General features: G+C 56.2%; 18 protein-coding genes. 15 read left to right on the top strand and 3 right to left on the bottom strand.

Annotated elements, in window-relative coordinates; translation table 11 throughout:
- Window positions 1-47 precede the first annotated feature (47 nt).
- From udp to tatD, 9 genes are all read left to right on the top strand, one after another.
- Window positions 48-809, top strand: coding sequence for a uridine phosphorylase (udp, locus tag D5066_RS21455; RefSeq protein WP_003860792.1), 762 nt, complete (start codon window positions 48-50; stop codon window positions 807-809).
- Window positions 810-948: 139 nt separating this feature from the next.
- On the top strand, window positions 949-2406 hold the full coding sequence (gene rmuC / locus D5066_RS21450) for a DNA recombination protein RmuC (protein ID WP_119917155.1): 1458 nt from the start codon (window positions 949-951) through the stop codon (window positions 2404-2406).
- A gap of 66 nt (window positions 2407-2472) precedes the next feature.
- Entirely contained in the window at window positions 2473-3228 is a 756-nt protein-coding gene (gene ubiE / locus D5066_RS21445; RefSeq protein ID WP_003860790.1) for a bifunctional demethylmenaquinone methyltransferase/2-methoxy-6-polyprenyl-1,4-benzoquinol methylase UbiE, read from the top strand.
- A 13-nt stretch (window positions 3229-3241) separates the two neighbouring features.
- Window positions 3242-3847, top strand: coding sequence for a ubiquinone biosynthesis protein UbiJ (gene ubiJ / locus D5066_RS21440; RefSeq protein ID WP_119917154.1), 606 nt, complete (start codon window positions 3242-3244; stop codon window positions 3845-3847).
- Complete coding sequence (gene ubiB / locus D5066_RS21435) at window positions 3844-5484, top strand: ubiquinone biosynthesis regulatory protein kinase UbiB (RefSeq protein WP_119917153.1); 1641 nt, start codon at window positions 3844-3846, stop codon at window positions 5482-5484. The genes ubiJ and ubiB overlap by 4 nt, the downstream gene beginning before the upstream one ends.
- Window positions 5485-5560: 76 nt before the next feature.
- Window positions 5561-5815, top strand: a complete 255-nt coding sequence (gene tatA, locus D5066_RS21430; protein ID WP_080330390.1) for a Sec-independent protein translocase subunit TatA — start codon at window positions 5561-5563, stop codon at window positions 5813-5815.
- Between the two features lie 3 nt (window positions 5816-5818).
- Complete coding sequence (gene tatB, locus D5066_RS21425) at window positions 5819-6361, top strand: Sec-independent protein translocase protein TatB (RefSeq protein WP_080330391.1); 543 nt, start codon at window positions 5819-5821, stop codon at window positions 6359-6361.
- 2 nt (window positions 6362-6363) lie between these two features.
- Window positions 6364-7134 (top strand): Sec-independent protein translocase subunit TatC, encoded by a 771-nt coding sequence (gene tatC / locus D5066_RS21420; protein WP_080330392.1) that lies wholly within the window; start codon window positions 6364-6366, stop codon window positions 7132-7134.
- 41 nt (window positions 7135-7175) lie between these two features.
- Window positions 7176-7958 (top strand): 3'-5' ssDNA/RNA exonuclease TatD, encoded by a 783-nt coding sequence (gene tatD / locus D5066_RS21415; protein ID WP_119917152.1) that lies wholly within the window; start codon window positions 7176-7178, stop codon window positions 7956-7958.
- On the opposite strand, the gene rfaH is transcribed toward tatD, so the two are convergent.
- Window positions 7955-8446: a transcription/translation regulatory transformer protein RfaH gene (gene rfaH / locus D5066_RS21410; RefSeq protein ID WP_080330394.1), complete on the bottom strand. Its 492-nt coding sequence runs from the start codon at window positions 8444-8446 to the stop codon at window positions 7955-7957. The genes tatD and rfaH overlap by 4 nt on opposite strands.
- Before the next feature lie 170 nt (window positions 8447-8616).
- Between rfaH and ubiD the strand changes: the two genes are divergently transcribed.
- Together ubiD and fre are read left to right on the top strand one after the other, a co-directional pair.
- Complete coding sequence (gene ubiD / locus D5066_RS21405; RefSeq protein ID WP_165853365.1) at window positions 8617-10110, top strand: 4-hydroxy-3-polyprenylbenzoate decarboxylase; 1494 nt, start codon at window positions 8617-8619, stop codon at window positions 10108-10110.
- Window positions 10111-10152: 42 nt separating this feature from the next.
- Complete coding sequence (gene fre / locus D5066_RS21400) at window positions 10153-10854, top strand: NAD(P)H-flavin reductase (RefSeq protein ID WP_028014772.1); 702 nt, start codon at window positions 10153-10155, stop codon at window positions 10852-10854.
- A gap of 161 nt (window positions 10855-11015) precedes the next feature.
- Here fre and fadA read toward each other — a convergent pair whose 3' ends face one another.
- Together fadA and fadB are read right to left on the bottom strand one after the other, a co-directional pair.
- Window positions 11016-12179, bottom strand: a complete 1164-nt coding sequence (gene fadA, locus D5066_RS21395) for an acetyl-CoA C-acyltransferase FadA (protein WP_008501515.1) — start codon at window positions 12177-12179, stop codon at window positions 11016-11018.
- Window positions 12180-12188: 9 nt separating this feature from the next.
- Window positions 12189-14378 (bottom strand): fatty acid oxidation complex subunit alpha FadB, encoded by a 2190-nt coding sequence (gene fadB / locus D5066_RS21390; protein WP_119917150.1) that lies wholly within the window; start codon window positions 14376-14378, stop codon window positions 12189-12191.
- Between the two features lie 190 nt (window positions 14379-14568).
- Between fadB and pepQ the strand changes: the two genes are divergently transcribed.
- From pepQ to hemG, 4 genes are read left to right on the top strand one after another with little or no spacing between them, the layout of a single operon-like run.
- Window positions 14569-15900, top strand: coding sequence for a Xaa-Pro dipeptidase (gene pepQ / locus D5066_RS21380; protein WP_119917149.1), 1332 nt, complete (start codon window positions 14569-14571; stop codon window positions 15898-15900).
- Window positions 15900-16514 carry an IMPACT family protein gene (locus D5066_RS21375; RefSeq protein ID WP_119917148.1) on the top strand — a complete coding sequence of 205 codons (615 nt, stop codon included), beginning with the start codon at window positions 15900-15902 and terminating at the stop codon, window positions 16512-16514. The genes pepQ and D5066_RS21375 overlap by 1 nt, the downstream gene beginning before the upstream one ends.
- A 41-nt stretch (window positions 16515-16555) precedes the next feature.
- The gene (gene trkH, locus D5066_RS21370; protein WP_013099227.1) at window positions 16556-18007 is read left to right on the top strand and encodes a Trk system potassium transporter TrkH; all 1452 of its coding nucleotides are present in this window, start codon (window positions 16556-16558) and stop codon (window positions 18005-18007) included.
- 10 nt (window positions 18008-18017) lie between these two features.
- On the top strand, window positions 18018-18563 hold the full coding sequence (hemG, locus tag D5066_RS21365) for a menaquinone-dependent protoporphyrinogen IX dehydrogenase (protein WP_080330399.1): 546 nt from the start codon (window positions 18018-18020) through the stop codon (window positions 18561-18563).
- Window positions 18564-18622 lie beyond the last annotated feature (59 nt).

Raw genomic sequence — 18622 nt, 5'->3', positions numbered from 1 at the left:
GTACCGTTTTACTTCTTCTGACTAACCGACCCACAGAGGAGTCACCTATGTCTAAGTCTGATGTTTTTCATCTCGGCCTCACTAAAAACGATTTACAAGGGGCTACGCTCGCTATCGTCCCTGGCGATCCAGAGCGTGTGGAAAAGATCGCCGCGCTGATGGATAAGCCGGTCAAGCTGGCTGCCCATCGTGAATTCACCACCTGGCGCGCAGAGCTGGATGGCAAAGCGGTGATTGTGTGCTCTACCGGTATCGGTGGCCCGTCTACCTCTATCGCCGTGGAAGAGCTGGCGCAGCTGGGCATTCGTACTTTCCTGCGTATCGGTACCACCGGCGCGATTCAGCCGCACATCAACGTCGGCGACGTGCTGGTGACGACCGCATCCGTGCGTCTGGATGGCGCAAGTCTGCATTTTGCGCCGATGGAATTCCCGGCAGTGGCAGATTTCGAATGCACCACCGCGCTGGTTGAAGCGGCGAAATCCGTGGGCGCAACCACTCACGTAGGCGTAACTGCCTCTTCTGATACCTTCTACCCGGGCCAGGAGCGTTACGACACCTTCTCTGGTCGCGTGGTGAGCCGCTTCAAAGGCTCAATGGAAGAGTGGCAGTCTATGGGCGTGATGAACTACGAGATGGAATCCGCAACGCTGCTGACCATGTGCGCAAGCCAGGGTCTGCGTGCCGGTATGGTGGCGGGCGTTATCGTCAACCGCACCCAGCAGGAGATCCCGAACGCCGAAACCATGAAGCAGACCGAAAGTCACGCGGTGAAAATCGTGGTGGAAGCGGCTCGCCGCCTGATCTAGTTCTCCTTTCTGAGATAAAAGGCCGACACGTTCGGCCTTTATTTTTTGCGTAACGCCTCGCAGGAAAACCCTTTCAAACTGGACGTTTATACAGCACAATTCTATTTTGTGCGGGTTATACGAGGATGCAGGGGGCATTGTGGATATCTCAATCCTGGTTTATGCGGTGATTGCGCTGGTAAGCGCGGGGATAGGCTGGCTGATTTCCAGCTACCAGCACGCGCAGCAGAAAGCCGAGCAGCTGGCAGAGCGCGAAGAGATTGTCGCTGACCTCAGCGCAGCAAAACAACAGCTTGCGCTGAGTGAACACTGGCGCGACGAGTGCGAACTGCTCAATAATGAACTGCGCAATCTGCGTGATATCAATACCTCGCTGGAGGCCGATCTCCGCGAAGTGACCACCCGTCTTGAGTCCACCCAGCTGCATGCGGAAGACAAAATCCGCCAGATGATCAACAGCGAGCAGCGCCTTAGCGAACAGTTTGAGAACCTCGCCAACCGTATTTTCGAGCACAGCAACCGCCGCGTTGACGAACAGAACCGCCAGAGCCTGAACAGCCTGCTGACGCCGCTACGCGAACAGCTGGACGGCTTTCGTCGTCAGGTGCAGGACAGTTTTGGTCAGGAAGCCCGCGAGCGGCACACGCTGGCGCATGAGATCCGTAATCTCCAGCAGTTGAATGCCCAGATGGCGCAGGAGGCGGTCAACCTGACGCGCGCGCTGAAAGGGGACAACAAAACCCAGGGCAACTGGGGAGAAGTGGTGCTCACCCGCGTGCTTGAGGCTTCTGGCCTGCGGGAAGGGTATGAATACGAGACGCAGGTGAGTATTGAAAACGACGCCCGCTCGCGAATGCAGCCGGATGTGATCGTGCGTCTACCGCAGGGCAAAGATGTGGTCATTGACGCCAAAATGACGCTGGTGGCGTATGAACGCTACTTCAACGCCGAGGATGATTACACGCGCGAATCGGCGCTGCAGGAGCACATCGCCTCCGTGCGTAACCATATTCGTCTGCTGGGCAGAAAGGATTATCAGCAGTTGCCGGGGCTGCGCTCGCTGGACTATGTCCTGATGTTTATCCCGGTCGAGCCCGCGTTTTTGCTGGCACTCGACAGACAGCCTGAACTGATCACCGAAGCGCTCAAAAATAACATTATGCTGGTCAGCCCCACCACGCTGCTGGTGGCGTTACGCACCATCGCGAACCTGTGGCGCTATGAGCACCAGAGCCGCAACGCGCAGCAAATTGCCGATCGCGCCAGCAAGCTGTACGACAAAATGCGTCTCTTCGTGGATGACATGTCCTCCGTCGGACAAAGCCTGGAACGTGCGCAGGATAACTACCGTCAGGCGATGAAAAAGCTCGCCTCCGGGCGTGGCAACCTGCTGGCGCAGGCCGAAGCGTTTCGCAGCCTGGGGGTGGAGGTTAAACGCGAGATTAATCCGGAATTGGCCGAACAGGCGACAGCGCAGGACGAAGAGTTCCGACTGCGTGAGGGCGGGGATGAGCAAAATACCCTCAGCCAGGACAACGATTTAGCGGCAGAATTATCGCCAGATGAACAGCCAGCGCGTTTCTTTCGCGGTGGTTGAATCGTAGGGCAATTGCGCCCAATCTGTTACACTTCACGAACATTTGACTGATAAGCAGGCTCTGAGATGGTTGACGATTCACAAGACACGACGCACTTTGGCTTTCAGACTGTTGCCAAAGCGCAGAAAGCTGACATGGTGGCCCACGTATTTCATTCCGTGGCGGCGAAGTACGATGTGATGAATGACTTGATGTCGTTCGGCATTCATCGCTTGTGGAAGCGCTTCACCATCGACTGCAGCGGTGTGCGTCGTGGACAAACGGTTCTCGATTTGGCTGGCGGTACGGGCGATCTGACGGCGAAATTCTCCCGTCTGGTGGGCGAAACCGGTCGCGTTGTACTGGCTGATATTAATGATTCCATGCTGAAAATGGGGCGCGAAAAGCTGCGTAACATTGGCGTGGTGGGGAACGTGGAATACGTGCAGGCCAACGCCGAAGCGCTGCCGTTCCCGGACAATACCTTTGACTGTATCACCATCTCTTTCGGCCTGCGTAACGTGACCGACAAAGACAAAGCGCTGCGCTCCATGTACCGCGTGCTGAAGCCGGGTGGACGCCTGCTGGTGCTTGAGTTCTCTAAACCGATTATCGACCCGCTGAGCAAAGCCTACGACGCCTATTCCTTCCACGTGCTGCCGCGTATTGGCGAACTGGTGGCAAACGACGCGGAAAGCTATCGCTATCTGGCGGAATCAATTCGCATGCACCCGGATCAGGACACCTTAAAAGCCATGATGCAGGATGCGGAATTTGAGAACGTTGAATACTTCAACATGACGGCGGGTGTCGTCGCGCTGCATCGCGGTTACAAATTCTGAGTGGAGGTGTCCCGTGCCCTTTAAACCCTTAGTCACCGCAGGCATCGAGAATGTGCTGAATGCCTTCCTGTATCGCGCTCCGGCGCTGAAAGCTGCACGTCAGCGGCTAAACGGGAAGGTTTTGCGCATTGTGTTAAAAGAGTTCTCGACGCCGCTCGTGCTGGTCTTCAGCGAACGCCAGCTTGACGTTCTGGGTGAGTGGGAAGGCGAGGCGGATTGCTCGGTCATCACCCATATGAGCGTGCTGCCGAAATTGCGCGATCGCCAGCAGCTGACGGCGCTTATCCGCAGCGGTGAGCTGGTAGTGGAAGGCGATATTCAGGTCGTGCAGAACTTCGTTGCGCTCAGCGATCTGGCTGAGTTTGACCCGGCAGAGCTGCTTGCGCCCTTTATTGGTGACATTGCCGCTGAAGGGATCGGGAAAGTGATTCATGGCGGTACGGCGTTCCTGCGCAAAAATCTGCAACGCCAACAGCGCTATGCCGCAGAAGTGCTGACCGAAGAGTGGCGTATGGCGCCCGGGCCACTGGAAGTGGCGTGGTTCGCGGAAGAAACGGCCGCGGTTGAACGTGCGGTTGATGCCTTAAGCAAACGGCTGGAAAAACTGGAGGGCAAATGACGCCTGGTGAAATTCGGCGCCTCTATTTTATCATCCACACCTTTTTGAGTTACGGGCTCGACGAGCTCATCCCCAAAATGCGTATCACGCTGCCGCTCAGGATCTGGCGGCGGACGCTGTTCTGGATGCCAAATCGCCATAAAGGTCAGCCGCTGGGTGAACGCCTGCGTCTGGCGCTGCAGGAGCTCGGCCCGGTATGGATTAAGTTCGGGCAAATGCTCTCAACCCGCCGCGATCTCTTCCCGCCGCACATTGCCGATGAACTGGCGATGCTGCAGGACCGTGTCGCCCCGTTTGACGGGGTGAGAGCGAAGAAACAGATCGAAGAGGCGATGGGTAACCTTCCCGTTGAAGCCTGGTTTGATGATTTCGAAATAGAACCGCTGGCGTCGGCTTCTATCGCTCAGGTGCACACTGCGCGTCTGAAAGAGAACGGCAAAGAGGTGGTGATTAAAGTGATCCGCCCGGATATCCTGCCGATCATCAAAGCCGACATGAAGCTAATATATCGTCTGGCGCGCTGGGTTCCGCGTCTGCTGCCGGACGGCCGTCGACTGCGTCCAATGGAAGTGGTGCGGGAATATGAAAAGACGCTGATTGATGAGCTTAATCTGCTGCGCGAATCGGCAAACGCCATCCAGCTGCGCCGCAATTTTGAAAACAGCCCGATGCTCTATGTGCCTGAAGTCTATTCTGACTACTGCAGCCAGAACATGATGGTGATGGAGCGCATCTACGGTATTCCGGTTTCGGATGTGGTGGCCCTGGAGAAGCAGGGAACGAACATGAAGCTGCTGGCCGAACGTGGCGTGCAGGTCTTCTTTACCCAGGTTTTCCGCGACAGCTTTTTCCATGCGGACATGCACCCGGGCAATATCTTCGTGAGCTATGAGCATCCTGAGGACCCGAAGTACATCGGTATCGACTGCGGGATTGTGGGCTCGCTGAACAAAGAAGATAAACGTTATCTGGCTGAGAACTTCATCGCGTTCTTCAACCGCGACTACCGTAAGGTGGCCGAGCTGCATGTGGATTCCGGCTGGGTTCCGCCGGACACCAACGTCGAAGAGTTTGAGTTTGCTATCCGTACCGTCTGCGAACCGATTTTTGAAAAACCGCTGGCAGAGATCTCTTTCGGCCACGTGCTGTTAAACCTGTTTAATACGGCCCGCCGTTTTAATATGGAAGTTCAGCCACAGCTAGTTTTACTTCAGAAAACATTACTTTACGTTGAAGGTGTAGGTCGACAACTCTATCCTCAGTTAGACTTGTGGAAGACGGCTAAACCTTTCCTGGAATCCTGGATTAAGGATCAGGTTGGCCTACCCGCGCTGGTGCGCTCGCTGAAAGAGAAAGGCCCGTTCTGGATCGAAAAAATGCCTGAAATTCCTGAACTGGTTTACGACAGTTTGCGTCAGAGCAAGAACCTTCAGCACAGCATGGATAAAATCGCCCGCGAGCTTCAGTCCAGCCGTGTGCGCCAGGGACAGTCACGCTACCTCTTTGGCATTGGGGCTACGCTGTTGCTGAGCGGTACGCTGCTGCTGATTAACCGTCCGGAGTGGCAAATGATGCCCGCCTGGCTGATGGCGGGTGGGGCTGTGGTCTGGCTCGCTGGCTGGAGAAAAACGCGCTGAGTTTGCGTCGCTATCATCAGATTGCATACGTATAATGCGATCTGACCAATTAATCATCTATCCCTGAGGAATATGTATGGGTGGTATCAGTATCTGGCAATTAGTCATTATTGCCGTCATCGTCGTGCTGCTGTTCGGCACCAAAAAGCTCGGTTCTATTGGTTCCGATCTGGGCGCGTCTATCAAAGGCTTCAAGAAAGCAATGAGCGATGATGAGAATAAGCAGGATAAAACCAGCCAGGATGCTGACTTTACTGCTAAATCCATCTCCGACAAGCAAGAAGATGCCAGGAAGGAAGACGCTAAAAGCCACGACAAAGAGCAGGTGTAAGCCGTGTTCGACATTGGTTTTAGTGAGCTGCTGCTGGTCTTTGTGATTGGCCTGATAGTGCTGGGGCCGCAGCGTCTTCCCGTGGCGGTGAAAACCGTCGTGGGCTGGGTTCGCGCGCTGAGATCGCTGGCTTCGACCGTTCAGAACGAGCTGGCACAGGAGCTTAAGCTGCAGGAGTTTCAGGAAAGCCTGAAAAAGGTTGAGAAGGCGAGCATGGATAACCTGACGCCGGAACTGAAAGCCTCAATGGATGAGCTGCGCGAAGCGGCGGAATCCATGAAGCGCTCTTACAGCGTTAACGATCCTGAAAAAGCGAGTGATGAAGCGAACACCATTCATAACCCGGTGGTGAAGGACAGCGAAGCGCAGCGCGAGGGCGTGACGCCAGCGAGTGCGGAGCACCAGGCCGCAGCGCCTGAACAAACGCCGCAGGAACCTGAACTGAAAAAACAGGTGCAGCCGGAAGAGCCAGTGGCAAAAGCGGCTGACGTTAAGCCCGCCGCACCCGTTTCCGAATCATCCCCCTCGTCGAGTGATAAAGCGTAACCATGGCAGTAGATGATACTCAACCGCTTATTGCGCACCTTATTGAGCTGCGTAAGCGCCTGTTAAACTGCATTATTGCGGTGTTCCTCATATTCCTGTGCCTGGTCTATTTCGCCAACGATATCTATCAGGTGGTTTCTGCGCCGCTGATCAAGCAGATGCCGCTGGGGGCAACGATGATTGCAACAGACGTTGCATCACCGTTCTTCACCCCGATTAAGCTGACCTTCTGGGTGTCGTTGATTGCGTCTGCACCCGTCATCCTTTACCAGGTATGGGCATTTGTGGCGCCAGCACTATACAGACACGAACGTAAACTGGTGATCCCGCTGCTGGTCTCCAGTTCGCTTCTGTTTTATATCGGCATGGCGTTTGCCTATTTCGTTGTCTTCCCGCTGGCTTTCGGCTTCCTGACGCATACCGCGCCGGAAGGGGTCCAGGTATCGACGGACATCGCCAGCTACCTCAGCTTTGTGATGGCGCTGTTTATGGCGTTCGGCGTGGCATTCGAGGTGCCGGTGGCCATTGTGCTGCTTTGCTGGGTAGGGGTAACCACCCCTGATGACCTGCGTAAGAAGCGTCCCTATATTCTGGTGGGCGCCTTTGTGGTTGGCATGCTGCTGACGCCGCCGGACGTCTTCTCGCAAACGCTGCTGGCAATACCGATGTACTGCCTGTTTGAAGTTGGCGTATTCTTCTCGCGTTTCTACGTGGGTAAAGGACGCCGGTTGGACGACGAAGACGATGCGTCCGAAAAGACCACTGAAGAGTAAAACCAACCGCCCGTCAGGGCGGTTGTTATATGGGGAATTGCATGTTTGATATCGGACTCAACCTGACCAGCTCGCAGTTTGGAAAAGATCGTGATGAGGTGGTTGCGCGTGCTTTTGACGCTGGCGTAAAAGGGCTGCTTCTGACCGGAACCAACCTGCATGAGAGTGAACAGGCGCTGCTGCTGGCGCAACGCTACGATCGCTGCTGGTCAACCGCTGGCGTCCACCCTCATGACAGCAGCCAGTGGACTGCGGAGAGCGCAGAAACCTTGCGCACGCTGGCAAAAACGGCAGAGGTCGTGGCTATTGGTGAGTGCGGGCTGGATTTCAACCGCAACTTCTCGACGCCTGAAGAACAAGAAAAGGCGTTCACTGCCCAGCTTGCGCTGGCGGCAGAGCTTGAAATGCCCGTTTTTATGCACTGTCGCGACGCGCATGAACGTTTTCTCGCTCTGCTGGACCCGTGGCTGGATAAACTGCCCTGCGCAGTGCTCCACTGCTTCACCGGGTCGCGCCAGGAAGCGCTGGATTGCCTGAACCGCGGTTTGTATCTGGGGATCACCGGTTGGGTGTGTGATGAGCGCCGTGGGCTTGAGCTTTGCGAGCTGCTGCCGATAATTCCGGCAGACCGTTTGCTTCTTGAAACTGATGCGCCATACCTGCTGCCGCGAGATATAAAGCCCAAACCGGCATCGCGGCGAAATGAGCCCGCCTGGCTGGGGCACATTGTTGAGCGCGTAGCGCACTGGCGCGGAGAGGAGCCGCACTGGCTTTCCGCGCAGACGGATGACAACGTGCGTAACCTGTTCGGGATTAACTTTTAGACTTTACGGAAGTCGGTGTTTTTCACGCTCTGCAGCACCTGCTTGTTCAGCAGATTGAGCAACAGCATGGAGCGCGCTTCACCGTCCGGCTCGGCGAAAATCGCCTGCAGGCCTTCGAACGCCCCTTCCGTAATGACGACGCTATCGCCCGCGTAAGGGGTTTCCGGGTCGGTTATCCCTTCAGGCTGCTGATAAATTGACAGCTGATGGATAACCGTTGACGGAACGGTTGCCGGGTGGGCACCAAAACGCACGAAGTGGCTGACGCCGCGCGTTGCGCTGATGGTGGTGGTGTGGATCACCTCAGGGTCGAACTCCACGAACAGATAGTTCGGGAATAAAGGCTCACTGACGGTTGTGCGCTTCCCGCGCTGCATTTTTTCAAGCGTGATCACGGGTGTCAGACAATTTACAGACTGACGTTCAAGATGTTCCTGCGCGCGCTGAAGTTGCCCGCGTTTGCAATACAGTAAATACCAGGCCTGCATAATCACTCTTTCCCTTAGTTCGGGGCGCAAGCATATCAAAACCCTGGAGGGATCGCTAAGTTGATTATAATGTGGGAAATTCGATCGCAGCGGATAAGTTCACGCTAATTTAACAAAATTACAGCATCGAGCAGGCTTACGCCGTATAATGAAGCGCTTACAGAGAGGCCATGACTAACTGCATGAAATACCACGATCTCCGCGACTTCCTGACGCTGCTGGAACAGCAGGGTGAACTGAAACGCATTACACTTCCTGTTGATCCTTATCTGGAAATGACAGAAATTGCTGACCGCACCCTGCGTGCCGGTGGCCCCGCATTACTGTTTGAAAATCCCAAAGGTTACTCCATGCCGGTGCTGTGCAACCTGTTTGGCACTCCGCGCCGTGTCGCGCTGGGAATGGGGCAGGAAGACGTTACCGCGCTGCGTGAAGTGGGCAAGCTGCTGGCATTTCTGAAAGAGCCGGAGCCACCGAAAGGCTTCCGAGATCTGTTCGACAAACTGCCGCAGTTTAAGCAGGTGCTGAACATGCCCACCAAACGCCTGCGCGGCGCGCCGTGCCAGCAGAAAGTGCTGGAAGGCGATGCGGTGGATCTGACCAAAATACCGATCATGCAGTGCTGGCCTGAAGATGCTGCGCCGCTGATCACCTGGGGCCTCACCGTGACGCGTGGGCCGCATAAAGAGCGGCAAAACCTCGGTATTTATCGCCAGCAGCTGATTGGCAAGAATAAGCTCATTATGCGCTGGCTGTCGCACCGCGGCGGCGCGCTGGATTTCCAGGAGTGGTGTGCTGCCCATCCGGGTGAACGTTTCCCGGTGTCTGTCGCCTTAGGTGCCGATCCGGCCACCATTCTGGGGGCGGTCACGCCCGTACCGGATACGCTCTCTGAATATGCGTTTGCTGGCCTGCTGCGCGGGACCAAAACCGAGGTCGTGAAGTGTATCTCCAACGATCTAGAAGTGCCGGCCAGCGCCGAAATTGTGCTGGAAGGTTACATTGAGCAGGGTGAAATGGCGCCAGAAGGCCCATACGGCGACCACACCGGCTATTACAACGAAGTGGATAACTTCCCGGTGTTTACCGTCACGCATGTTACTCAGCGTGAAGATGCGATTTATCACTCCACCTATACTGGCCGCCCACCGGATGAACCGGCGGTGCTCGGCGTGGCGCTGAACGAAGTATTTGTGCCGATCCTGCAAAAGCAGTTCCCGGAAATCGTTGATTTTTATCTGCCGCCTGAAGGATGCTCGTATCGCATGGCGGTGGTCACGATGAAGAAGCAGTATCCCGGACATGCTAAACGCGTGATGATGGGCGTTTGGTCTTTCCTGCGCCAGTTTATGTATACCAAATTTGTTATTGTCTGCGATGATGACGTTAACGCCCGCGACTGGAATGACGTTATCTGGGCGATTACCACGCGAATGGATCCTGCGCGTGATACGGTGTTAGTCGAAAATACGCCGATAGATTATCTGGATTTTGCCTCGCCGGTTTCCGGTCTTGGCTCAAAGATGGGACTGGATGCCACAAATAAATGGCCTGGCGAAACCGACCGTGAATGGGGTCGCCCGATCAAAAAAGATCCTGCTGTGACCGCGCGAATTGACGCGATCTGGGACGAACTGGCCATAATGAATAACGGTAAACCCTGAGCTGACCGTTAAGCCCTATAGACTTCCCGACAGAGAGAGCGAATGACAACCTTAAGCTGTAAAGTGACGTCGGTAGATGCTATTACCGACACCGTATATCGCGTCCGTTTGGTTCCTGAAGCGGCATTCTCATTCCGTGCCGGTCAGTACCTGATGGTGGTGATGGATGAGCGTGATAAGCGTCCTTTCTCTATGGCCTCTACGCCAGCAGAGCAGGAATTTATTGAGCTGCATATTGGTGCGTCTGAGCTTAACCTGTACGCGATGGCCGTTATGGACCGCATCCTGAAAGAGCGTGAGATTGTGGTCGACATTCCCCACGGCGACGCGTGGTTGCGTGATGACGAAGATCGTCCGTTGATTCTGATCGCGGGCGGTACGGGCTTCTCCTATGTACGCTCTATCCTGCTGACCGCGCTGGCGCGTAATCCAGACCGTGACATCACCATCTACTGGGGCGGCCGCGAAGAGAAGCACCTGTACGACCTGTCTGAACTGGAAGCGCTGAGCGTTAACCATCCTAACCTGCGCATTGAGCCAGTGGTTGAGCAGCCGGAAGAGGGCTGGCGAGGGCGTAGCGGGACGGTGCTGACGGCGGTGCTGCAGGATCACGGTACGCTGGCGGGTCATGATATCTACATTGCAGGCCGTTTCGAGATGGCGAAAATTGCCCGCGACCTGTTCTGTAACGAACGTGACGCGCGTGAAGACCGCCTGTTCGGCGATGCGTTTGCGTTTATCTAAATAAAAAGCCCGCCCCTGACAGGCGGGAAGAACGGCAACTAAACTCTTTCTCTTCGCCAGTGAAGCCAGTGGCGGTGAGATACCTCACGTAGGCCGGGAAAGCGCAGCGCCTCCCGGCAAAAGCCCGATGGCGCGATGCTTATCGGGCCTACGTTATAGCCTTACACTCTCTCAAATACCGTCGCGATACCCTGACCCAGCCCGATACACATCGTTGCCAGACCAAACTGGGCATCTTTGCGTTCCATCAGGTTAATCAGCGTCGTGCTGATACGCGCCCCGGAACAGCCCAGCGGGTGGCCGAGGGCGATCGCGCCGCCGTTGAGGTTAATCTTCTCGTCGATCTGCTCCATCAGCCCCAGATCTTTAATGCACGGCAGGATTTGCGCGGCGAAGGCTTCGTTCATCTCAAACAGGTCGATATCGCTGGCGGTTAAGCCCGCTTTTTTCAGCGCCAGCTTCGAGGCCGGAACCGGGCCGTAGCCCATGATTGAAGGATCGCAGCCTACCACCGCCATCGAACGTACCCGAGCGCGAGGGGTTAAGCCCAGCTCGCGGGCACGGCTTTCGCTCATCACCAGCATCGCGGCGGCACCGTCGGACAGCGCCGACGACGTCCCCGCCGTGACCGTACCGGTGACCGGATCAAACGCAGGACGCAGGGTAGAAAGCGCTTCGACCGTCGTTTCCGGGCGAATGACTTCGTCGTAGCTGAACTGCTTCAGTACGCCGTCTGCGTCGTGGCCCCCGGTCGGGATGATCTCATTCTTAAAAGCACCGGACTGCGTGGCGGCCCAGGCGCGGGCGTGAGAGCGCGCGGCAAAGGCATCCTGCATTTCACGGCTGATGCCGTGCAGACGAGAGAGCATCTCGGCGGTCAGGCCCATCATCCCCGCGGCTTTCGCCACGTTACGGCTCATGCCCGGGTGGAAATCGACCCCGTGGCTCATCGGTACGTGACCCATGTGCTCAACGCCGCCCACCAGGCAGGCCTGCGCATCGCCGGTCATGATCATGCGCGCCGCGTCGTGCAGCGCCTGCATCGACGAACCGCACAGGCGGTTCACGGTGACGGCCGGAACCGAATGTGGGATCTCCGCCAGCAGCGACGCGTTACGGGCGATGTTGAAGCCCTGCTCCAGCGTTTGCTGCACGCAGCCCCAGTAGATATCGTCCAGCGCTGCCGGGTCCAGCGCCGGGTTGCGCGCCAGCAGGCTACGCATCAGGTGCGCGGAGAGGTCTTCCGCACGCACGTTACGGAACGCGCCGCCTTTTGAACGGCCCATCGGGGTGCGAATCGCATCAACAATGACAACCTTTTCCATTGTGACTCCTTAAGCCGTTTTCAGCGCGCCAACCGGACGGGCTGGCTCAACTGCTGGATAGTAGGGTTCGTTATGGCGCGCTTTATTACGCAGGCCTTCCGGCACCTCATACAGCGGGCCGAGGTGCTGGTACTGCTGCGCCATATCGAGATAGCGGGCGCTGCCGAGCGTGTCCAGCCAGCGGAACGCGCCGCCGTGGAACGGAGGGAAGCCCAGGCCGTATACCAGCGCCATGTCGGCTTCTGCCGGGCTGGCGATGATGCCTTCTTCCAGGCAACGCACCACTTCGTTGATCATCGGAATCATCATCCGGGCGATAATTTCGTCGTCGGTGAAGTCGCGTTTTGGCGGGCATACGTCGGCCAGCAGGCCATCCACTGCCGGATCTTCCTCTTTCTTCGGCTTGCCTTTGCTGTCTTCTTTATAACGCCAGAAGCCCAGGCCGTTTTTCTGACCAAAGCGGTTGGCGTCAAAGAGGGCGGCAATCGCGTCGCGATAATCTTTCTGCATGCGCTGCGGGAAGCCCGCCGCCATGACGGCCTGCGCGTGGTGGGCGGTATCAATGCCGACCACGTCCAGCAGATACGCCGGGCCCATCGGCCAGCCGAATTGTTTTTCCATCACTTTGTCGATTTTGCGGAAGTCCGCACCGTCGCGCAGCAGCTGGCTGAAACCGGCGAAGTAAGGGAACAGCACGCGGTTGACGAAGAAGCCCGGGCAGTCGTTAACGACGATCGGCGTTTTGCCCATCTTGCTTGCCCACGCCACCACTTTAGCAATGGTTTCGTCAGAGGTTTTTTCCCCACGGATCACTTCGACCAGCGGCATACGGTGTACCGGGTTGAAGAAGTGCATCCCGCAGAAGTTTTCCGGGCGCTTCAGCACGCTTGCCAGTTCGCTGATGGGGATGGTGGAGGTGTTTGAGGCCAGCACGGTCTCAGGACGTACCTTGTCTTCCGTTTCTGCCAGCACCGCTTTTTTGACTTTTGGGTTCTCAACGACCGCTTCAACGACCACATCCACACGGTCAAAACCGCTGTATTCCAGCACAGGCTGGATGGTTGAGATCACGCCTGCGAGCTTCAGCCCGTCAATTTTTCCGCGTTCCAGCTGTTTATTCAGCAGCTTGGCGGCTTCGGTCATGCCCAGCGTCAGGGACTTCTCGTTGATGTCTTTCATCACCACCGGCACGCCTTTCCAGGCCGACTGGTAAGCGATGCCGCCACCCATAATACCGGCGCCGAGTACCGCCGCGTGTTTTGGCGTCTCAACGTTTTTGGTCAGCTGTTTGGCTTTGCCCTTCACGAACTGATCGTTGAGGAAGATACCTACCAGCGCGCGGGCTTCATTGGTGTGCGCCAGCGGAACAAAGCTCTGGTTTTCCAGCTTCAGTGCTTCGTCGCGGCCAAAACGGGCTGCCGCTTCAATAGTTTTCACCGCCGTGATTGGCGCCGGGTAATGTTTACCCGCTGTCTGCATCACCATACCTTTGGCGATGGTGAAGCTCATGGTAGCTTCAATCTTGCTAAGCTTTAACGGCTCCAGCTTCGGCTGGCGTTTGGCTTTCCAGTCGAGGTCGCCGTTAATCGCCTGACGCAGAATGGCGAGTGCGCCTTCAACCAGCTTCTCTGGTTTCACGACGCCGTCGACCAGACCGATTTTCTGCGCCTGTTCTGCACCTACGTCTTTACCGGCGGCAATAATTTCCAGGGCGCTGTCGGCGCCCAGCATGCGCGGCATACGAACGGAACCGCCAAAGCCCGGCATGATACCCAGCTTGGTTTCCGGCAGGCCGATACGCAGGTCCGGCGTCGCCAGACGGTAGTCGGTCGCGAGTACACACTCACACCCACCGCCCAGCGCGTAGCCGTTCACGGCAGAGATCGTTGGAACAGGCAGATCCTCCAGACGATTAAAGACGCTGTTGGCAAAGTGCAGCCACTGACTCAGCTGTTCTTCCGGAACCTGGAACAGCGAAAGGAATTCGGTGATATCGGCACCGACAATAAAGGCCGCTTTGTTAGAACGCAGCAGCAGCCCTTTTAATTCAGATTGCTTTTCAAGTACTTCCAGCGCCTGGCCAAGACTGGCCACCGTCGCGGTATCAAGCTTATTCACTGAGCCGGGGGCATCGAACACCAGTTCGGCAATGCCATCTTCCAGCCAGTTGAGGTACAGGGTGTCGCCTTTGTAAAGCATGTCAGTCTCCTGAATCCAGCAAGTGGATCTGGTCATACCAGATGAGACGGAGTGTGGAATTTATGTTAATAAAATGCAAATTACTCATTAAGAAATTGCTGCATTGATCACGGTCGGTGGAAATCACGCAGCCGGAGTGAGGTGTGCTAAGATGCGATGACTTGAGGTCAAAAAAACGAAAGGAAGAATGATGGATTCACTGGCTTCGCTTTATAAAAATCATATCGTTACCCTACAGGAACGTACCCGCGATGTACTGGCCCGCTTCAAGCTGGATGCCCTGCTGATCCACTCCGGCGAGCTGATGAACACTTTTCTTGATGACCACGCCTACCCGTTTAAGGTCAACCCGCAGTTTAAAGCCTGGGTCCCGGTGACACAGGTTCCAAATTGCTGGCTGCTGGTGGATGGCGTGAACAAGCCGAAACTGTGGTTCTACCTGCCAGTCGATTACTGGCACAACGTTGAACCGCTGCCGACCTCTTTCTGGACCGAAGAAATTGACGTGATTGCGCTGCCGAAAGCGGACGGCATTGGCAGCCAGCTGCCTGCTGCGCGCGGCAACATCGGCTACATCGGCCCTGTACCTGAACGTGCGATCGGCCTGGATATTCCGGCAGACAAGCTCAACCCGAAAGGGGTGCTGGATTATCTGCACTACTATCGCGCGTATAAAACCGACTATGAACTCTACTGCATGCGTGAAGCGCAAAAAACGGCGGTGAATGGTCACCGCGCCGCGCACGAAGCGTTCCAGTCAGGCATGAGCGAGTTCGACATCAACCTGGCCTACCTGACCGCAACCGGTCATCGCGACACCGACGTTCCGTACAGCAATATCGTTGCGCTGAACGAGCATGCGTCTGTTCTTCACTACACCAAACTGGATCACCAGGTTCCGTCTGAGATGCGCAGCTTCCTGCTGGATGCAGGGGCAGAGTACAACGGCTACGCGGCCGACCTGACCCGCACATGGGCGGCGAATGCGGATACCGATTTTGCGCAGCTTATTAAAGACGTAAACGACGAACAGCTGGCGCTGATTGGCACCATGAAGGCCGGAACCAGCTATGTGGATTACCACATCCAGTTCCATCAGCGCATCGCAAAACTGCTGCGTAAGCATCAGATTGTGAAAGACATGAGCGAAGAGGCGATGGTCGAGAACGATTTGACCGGGCCATTCATGCCGCACGGTATCGGCCACCCGCTGGGCCTGCAGGTTCACGACGTTGCGGGCTTCATGCAGGATGATACCGGCACGCACCTGGCGGCACCGTCTAAATATCCTTACCTGCGCTGCACCCGTATTCTTGAGCCGCGCATGGTGCTGACGATTGAACCGGGGATCTACTTTATTGAGTCCCTGCTGGCGCCGTGGCGTGAAGGGCAGTTCAGCAAGCACTTCAACTGGGAAAAAATCGACGCGCTTAAACCGTTTGGCGGCATTCGCATCGAAGATAACGTGGTGGTTCACGAGAACGGTATCGAGAATATGACGCGAGACCTGAAGCTGGCCTGATGGAAAGCTGGCTGATACCGGCTGAACCGGTCACCTTTGTTGAGGAAATCAAGAAAAGCCGCTTTATTACGCTGCTGGCGCACACTGACGGCGTAGAGGCGGCGAAAGCGTTTGTCGAGTCCGTTCGCGCCGAGCATCCTGACGCACGCCACCACTGTGTGGCGTGGGTGGCAGGGCCGCCGGACGATTCGCAACAGCTCGGTTTTTCAGACGACGGTGAACCGGCGGGCACGGCCGGTAAACCTATGCTCTCCCAGCTGATGGGCAGCGGTGTGGGTGAAATTACCGCCGTGGTAGTGCGCTACTACGGCGGCATCCTGTTAGGCACGGGCGGGCTGGTTAAAGCCTATGGCGGTGGCGTCCAGCGGGCACTGAATATGCTGATGACCACCCGCAAAACGCCGCTCACCGAATATACTCTATTGTGCGATTACGCTCAGCTATCCGGTATTGAAGCGTTGCTGCGGCAGTTTAACGGCGTCATCGCGCACAGTGACTATCAGGCGATGGTGCAATTACGCGTGGCGCTTCCTCAGGCTGAACTGGCTGCTTTTTCAGCAAAACTGGCTGATTTTAGTCGTGGTTCGTTGCAATTGCTGCCGATTGAAGAATAATCCCCACCTCACTTTTTTGAATACCAAAGGAAGCGGCAGAGATGCATTTTCGTGCCATAACCCGAATCGTTGGACTGCTGGTCATACTCTTTTCCGGGACGATGATTCTCCCTGGACTGGTGGCGCTTATCTACCGGGACGGTGCGGGGCGGGCATTTACCCAGACCTTCTTTGTCGCGCTGGCGATTGGCTCGCTGCTGTGGTGGCCGAACCGTCGTCAGAAAGGTGAGCTGAAATCGCGCGAAGGATTTCTGATTGTGGTCCTGTTCTGGACGGTGCTGGGAAGCGTTGGTTCGCTGCCCTTTATTTTCTCTGAACAGCCCAATCTCAGCATCACGGACGCCTTTTTTGAATCGTTCTCCGGCTTAACGACCACCGGTGCGACGACGCTGGTGGGGCTGGATTCGTTACCCCACGCCATTCTCTTTTATCGCCAGATGCTGCAGTGGTTCGGGGGGATGGGGATCATCGTCCTGGCGGTGGCTATTCTGCCGATTCTGGGCGTCGGGGGGATGCAGCTCTATCGCGCCGAAATGCCGGGGCCGCTGAAAGACAACAAGATGCGCCCGCGTATTGCCGAGACGGCGAAAACCCTCTGGCTTATCTATGTATTGCTGACGGTGGCCTGTGCGCTGGCGCTCTGGTTCGCCGGGATGCCTGCCTTCGACGCTATCGGACACAGCTTTGCGACAATTGCTATCGGCGGGTTCTCCACTCACGACGCCAGCGTGGGCTACTTTGACAGCCCAACGATTAACACCATTATTGCCATTTTCCTTCTGATTTCAGGCTGTAACTACGGTCTGCACTTCTCTTTACTGAGCGGACGTAGCCTGAAGGTGTACTGGCGCGATCCTGAGTTCCGCATGTTTATTGGTGTCCAGCTTACGCTGGTCGTCATCTGCACCCTGGTGCTGTGGTTCCATGATGTTTATAACTCGGCGCTGACCACGCTAAACCAGGCGTTCTTCCAGGTGGTATCGATGGCGACGACCGCCGGGTTTACCACGGACAGCATCGCGCGCTGGCCGCTGTTCCTGCCGGTGCTGCTTTTATGCTCTGCATTTATCGGGGGCTGTGCGGGGTCTACGGGCGGTGGCCTGAAGGTGATTCGTATTCTGCTGCTGTTTAAGCAGGGGAACCGCGAGCTGAAACGTCTGGTTCACCCGAATGCGGTCTACAGCATCAAGCTGGGTAACCGCGCGCTGCCGGAACGTATCCTCGAAGCGGTGTGGGGGTTCTTCTCGGCGTATGCGCTGGTCTTTATCGTCAGCATGCTGGCGATTATCGCGACGGGGGTGGATGATTTCTCCGCCTTTGCGTCCGTCGTCGCAACACTGAACAACCTCGGGCCTGGCCTGGGCGTTGTGGCGGATAACTTTGCCAGCATGAACCCGGTCGCGAAATGGATCCTCATCGCCAATATGCTGTTTGGTCGTCTTGAGGTCTTTACGCTGCTGGTGCTGTTCACCCCAACATTCTGGCGCGAATAAGGAGCCATTGATGAAAACACTGATTCTTTTCTCTACGCGAGACGGGCAAACGCGTGAGATTGCCGCGTATCTTGCGTCGGAATTAAAAGAACTGGGTATTTACTCGGATGTGGTGAACCTGAATCGCGCGGAGCAGATTGCCTGGCAGGATTACGATCGCGTGGTGATTGGCGCGTCAATTCGTTACGGGCACTTCCATCCGGCGCTGGATCGCTTTGTGAAAAAGCACACGGCGGTACTCAACACATTGCCCGGGGCGTTTTACTCGGTCAATCTGGTTGCTCGTAAAGCCGAGAAGCGTACGCCGCAGACCAACAGCTACACGCGCAAGTTTTTGCTCAGCTCGCCGTGGCAGCCAGACCTGTGCGCCGTCTTTGCCGGTGCGCTGCGCTATCCTCGCTACCGCTGGTATGACCGCTTCATGATCCGTCTGATTATGAAGATGACGGGTGGCGAAACCGATACGCGTAAAGAAGTGGTTTATACCGACTGGTCGCAGGTAGCCAGTTTTGCGCGTGAAATTGCGCATTTAGCGGGCGATTCGCGGGTTAAATAAGCGTTGAGTTTGAAAAGTGAGCGAACAAAAAGTTTTTTGTATTTTGTGCTTGTCACTTC

Origin of the sequence: Enterobacter chuandaensis (assembly GCF_003594915.1) — a bacterium.
Classification (GTDB): domain Bacteria; phylum Pseudomonadota; class Gammaproteobacteria; order Enterobacterales; family Enterobacteriaceae; genus Enterobacter; species Enterobacter chuandaensis.
This window is presented reverse-complemented; position numbering and strand designations above follow the sequence as displayed.

Excerpts from the sequence above, each read along its gene's own strand:
- udp (WP_003860792.1), top strand. The coding sequence starts at position 48 with ATGTCTAAGTCTGATGTTTTTCATCTCGGCCTCACTAAAAACGATTTA.
- ubiE (WP_003860790.1), top strand. The coding sequence starts at position 2,473 with ATGGTTGACGATTCACAAGACACGACGCACTTTGGCTTTCAGACTGTT.
- ubiB (WP_119917153.1), top strand. The coding sequence starts at position 3,844 with ATGACGCCTGGTGAAATTCGGCGCCTCTATTTTATCATCCACACCTTT.
- tatA (WP_080330390.1), top strand. The coding sequence starts at position 5,561 with ATGGGTGGTATCAGTATCTGGCAATTAGTCATTATTGCCGTCATCGTC.
- tatC (WP_080330392.1), top strand. The coding sequence starts at position 6,364 with ATGGCAGTAGATGATACTCAACCGCTTATTGCGCACCTTATTGAGCTG.
- tatD (WP_119917152.1), top strand. The coding sequence starts at position 7,176 with ATGTTTGATATCGGACTCAACCTGACCAGCTCGCAGTTTGGAAAAGAT.
- rfaH (WP_080330394.1), bottom strand. The coding sequence starts at position 8,446 with ATGCAGGCCTGGTATTTACTGTATTGCAAACGCGGGCAACTTCAGCGC.
- ubiD (WP_165853365.1), top strand. The coding sequence starts at position 8,617 with ATGACTAACTGCATGAAATACCACGATCTCCGCGACTTCCTGACGCTG.
- fre (WP_028014772.1), top strand. The coding sequence starts at position 10,153 with ATGACAACCTTAAGCTGTAAAGTGACGTCGGTAGATGCTATTACCGAC.
- fadA (WP_008501515.1), bottom strand. The coding sequence starts at position 12,179 with ATGGAAAAGGTTGTCATTGTTGATGCGATTCGCACCCCGATGGGCCGT.
- fadB (WP_119917150.1), bottom strand. The coding sequence starts at position 14,378 with ATGCTTTACAAAGGCGACACCCTGTACCTCAACTGGCTGGAAGATGGC.
- pepQ (WP_119917149.1), top strand. The coding sequence starts at position 14,569 with ATGGATTCACTGGCTTCGCTTTATAAAAATCATATCGTTACCCTACAG.
- D5066_RS21375 (WP_119917148.1), top strand. The coding sequence starts at position 15,900 with ATGGAAAGCTGGCTGATACCGGCTGAACCGGTCACCTTTGTTGAGGAA.
- trkH (WP_013099227.1), top strand. The coding sequence starts at position 16,556 with ATGCATTTTCGTGCCATAACCCGAATCGTTGGACTGCTGGTCATACTC.
- hemG (WP_080330399.1), top strand. The coding sequence starts at position 18,018 with ATGAAAACACTGATTCTTTTCTCTACGCGAGACGGGCAAACGCGTGAG.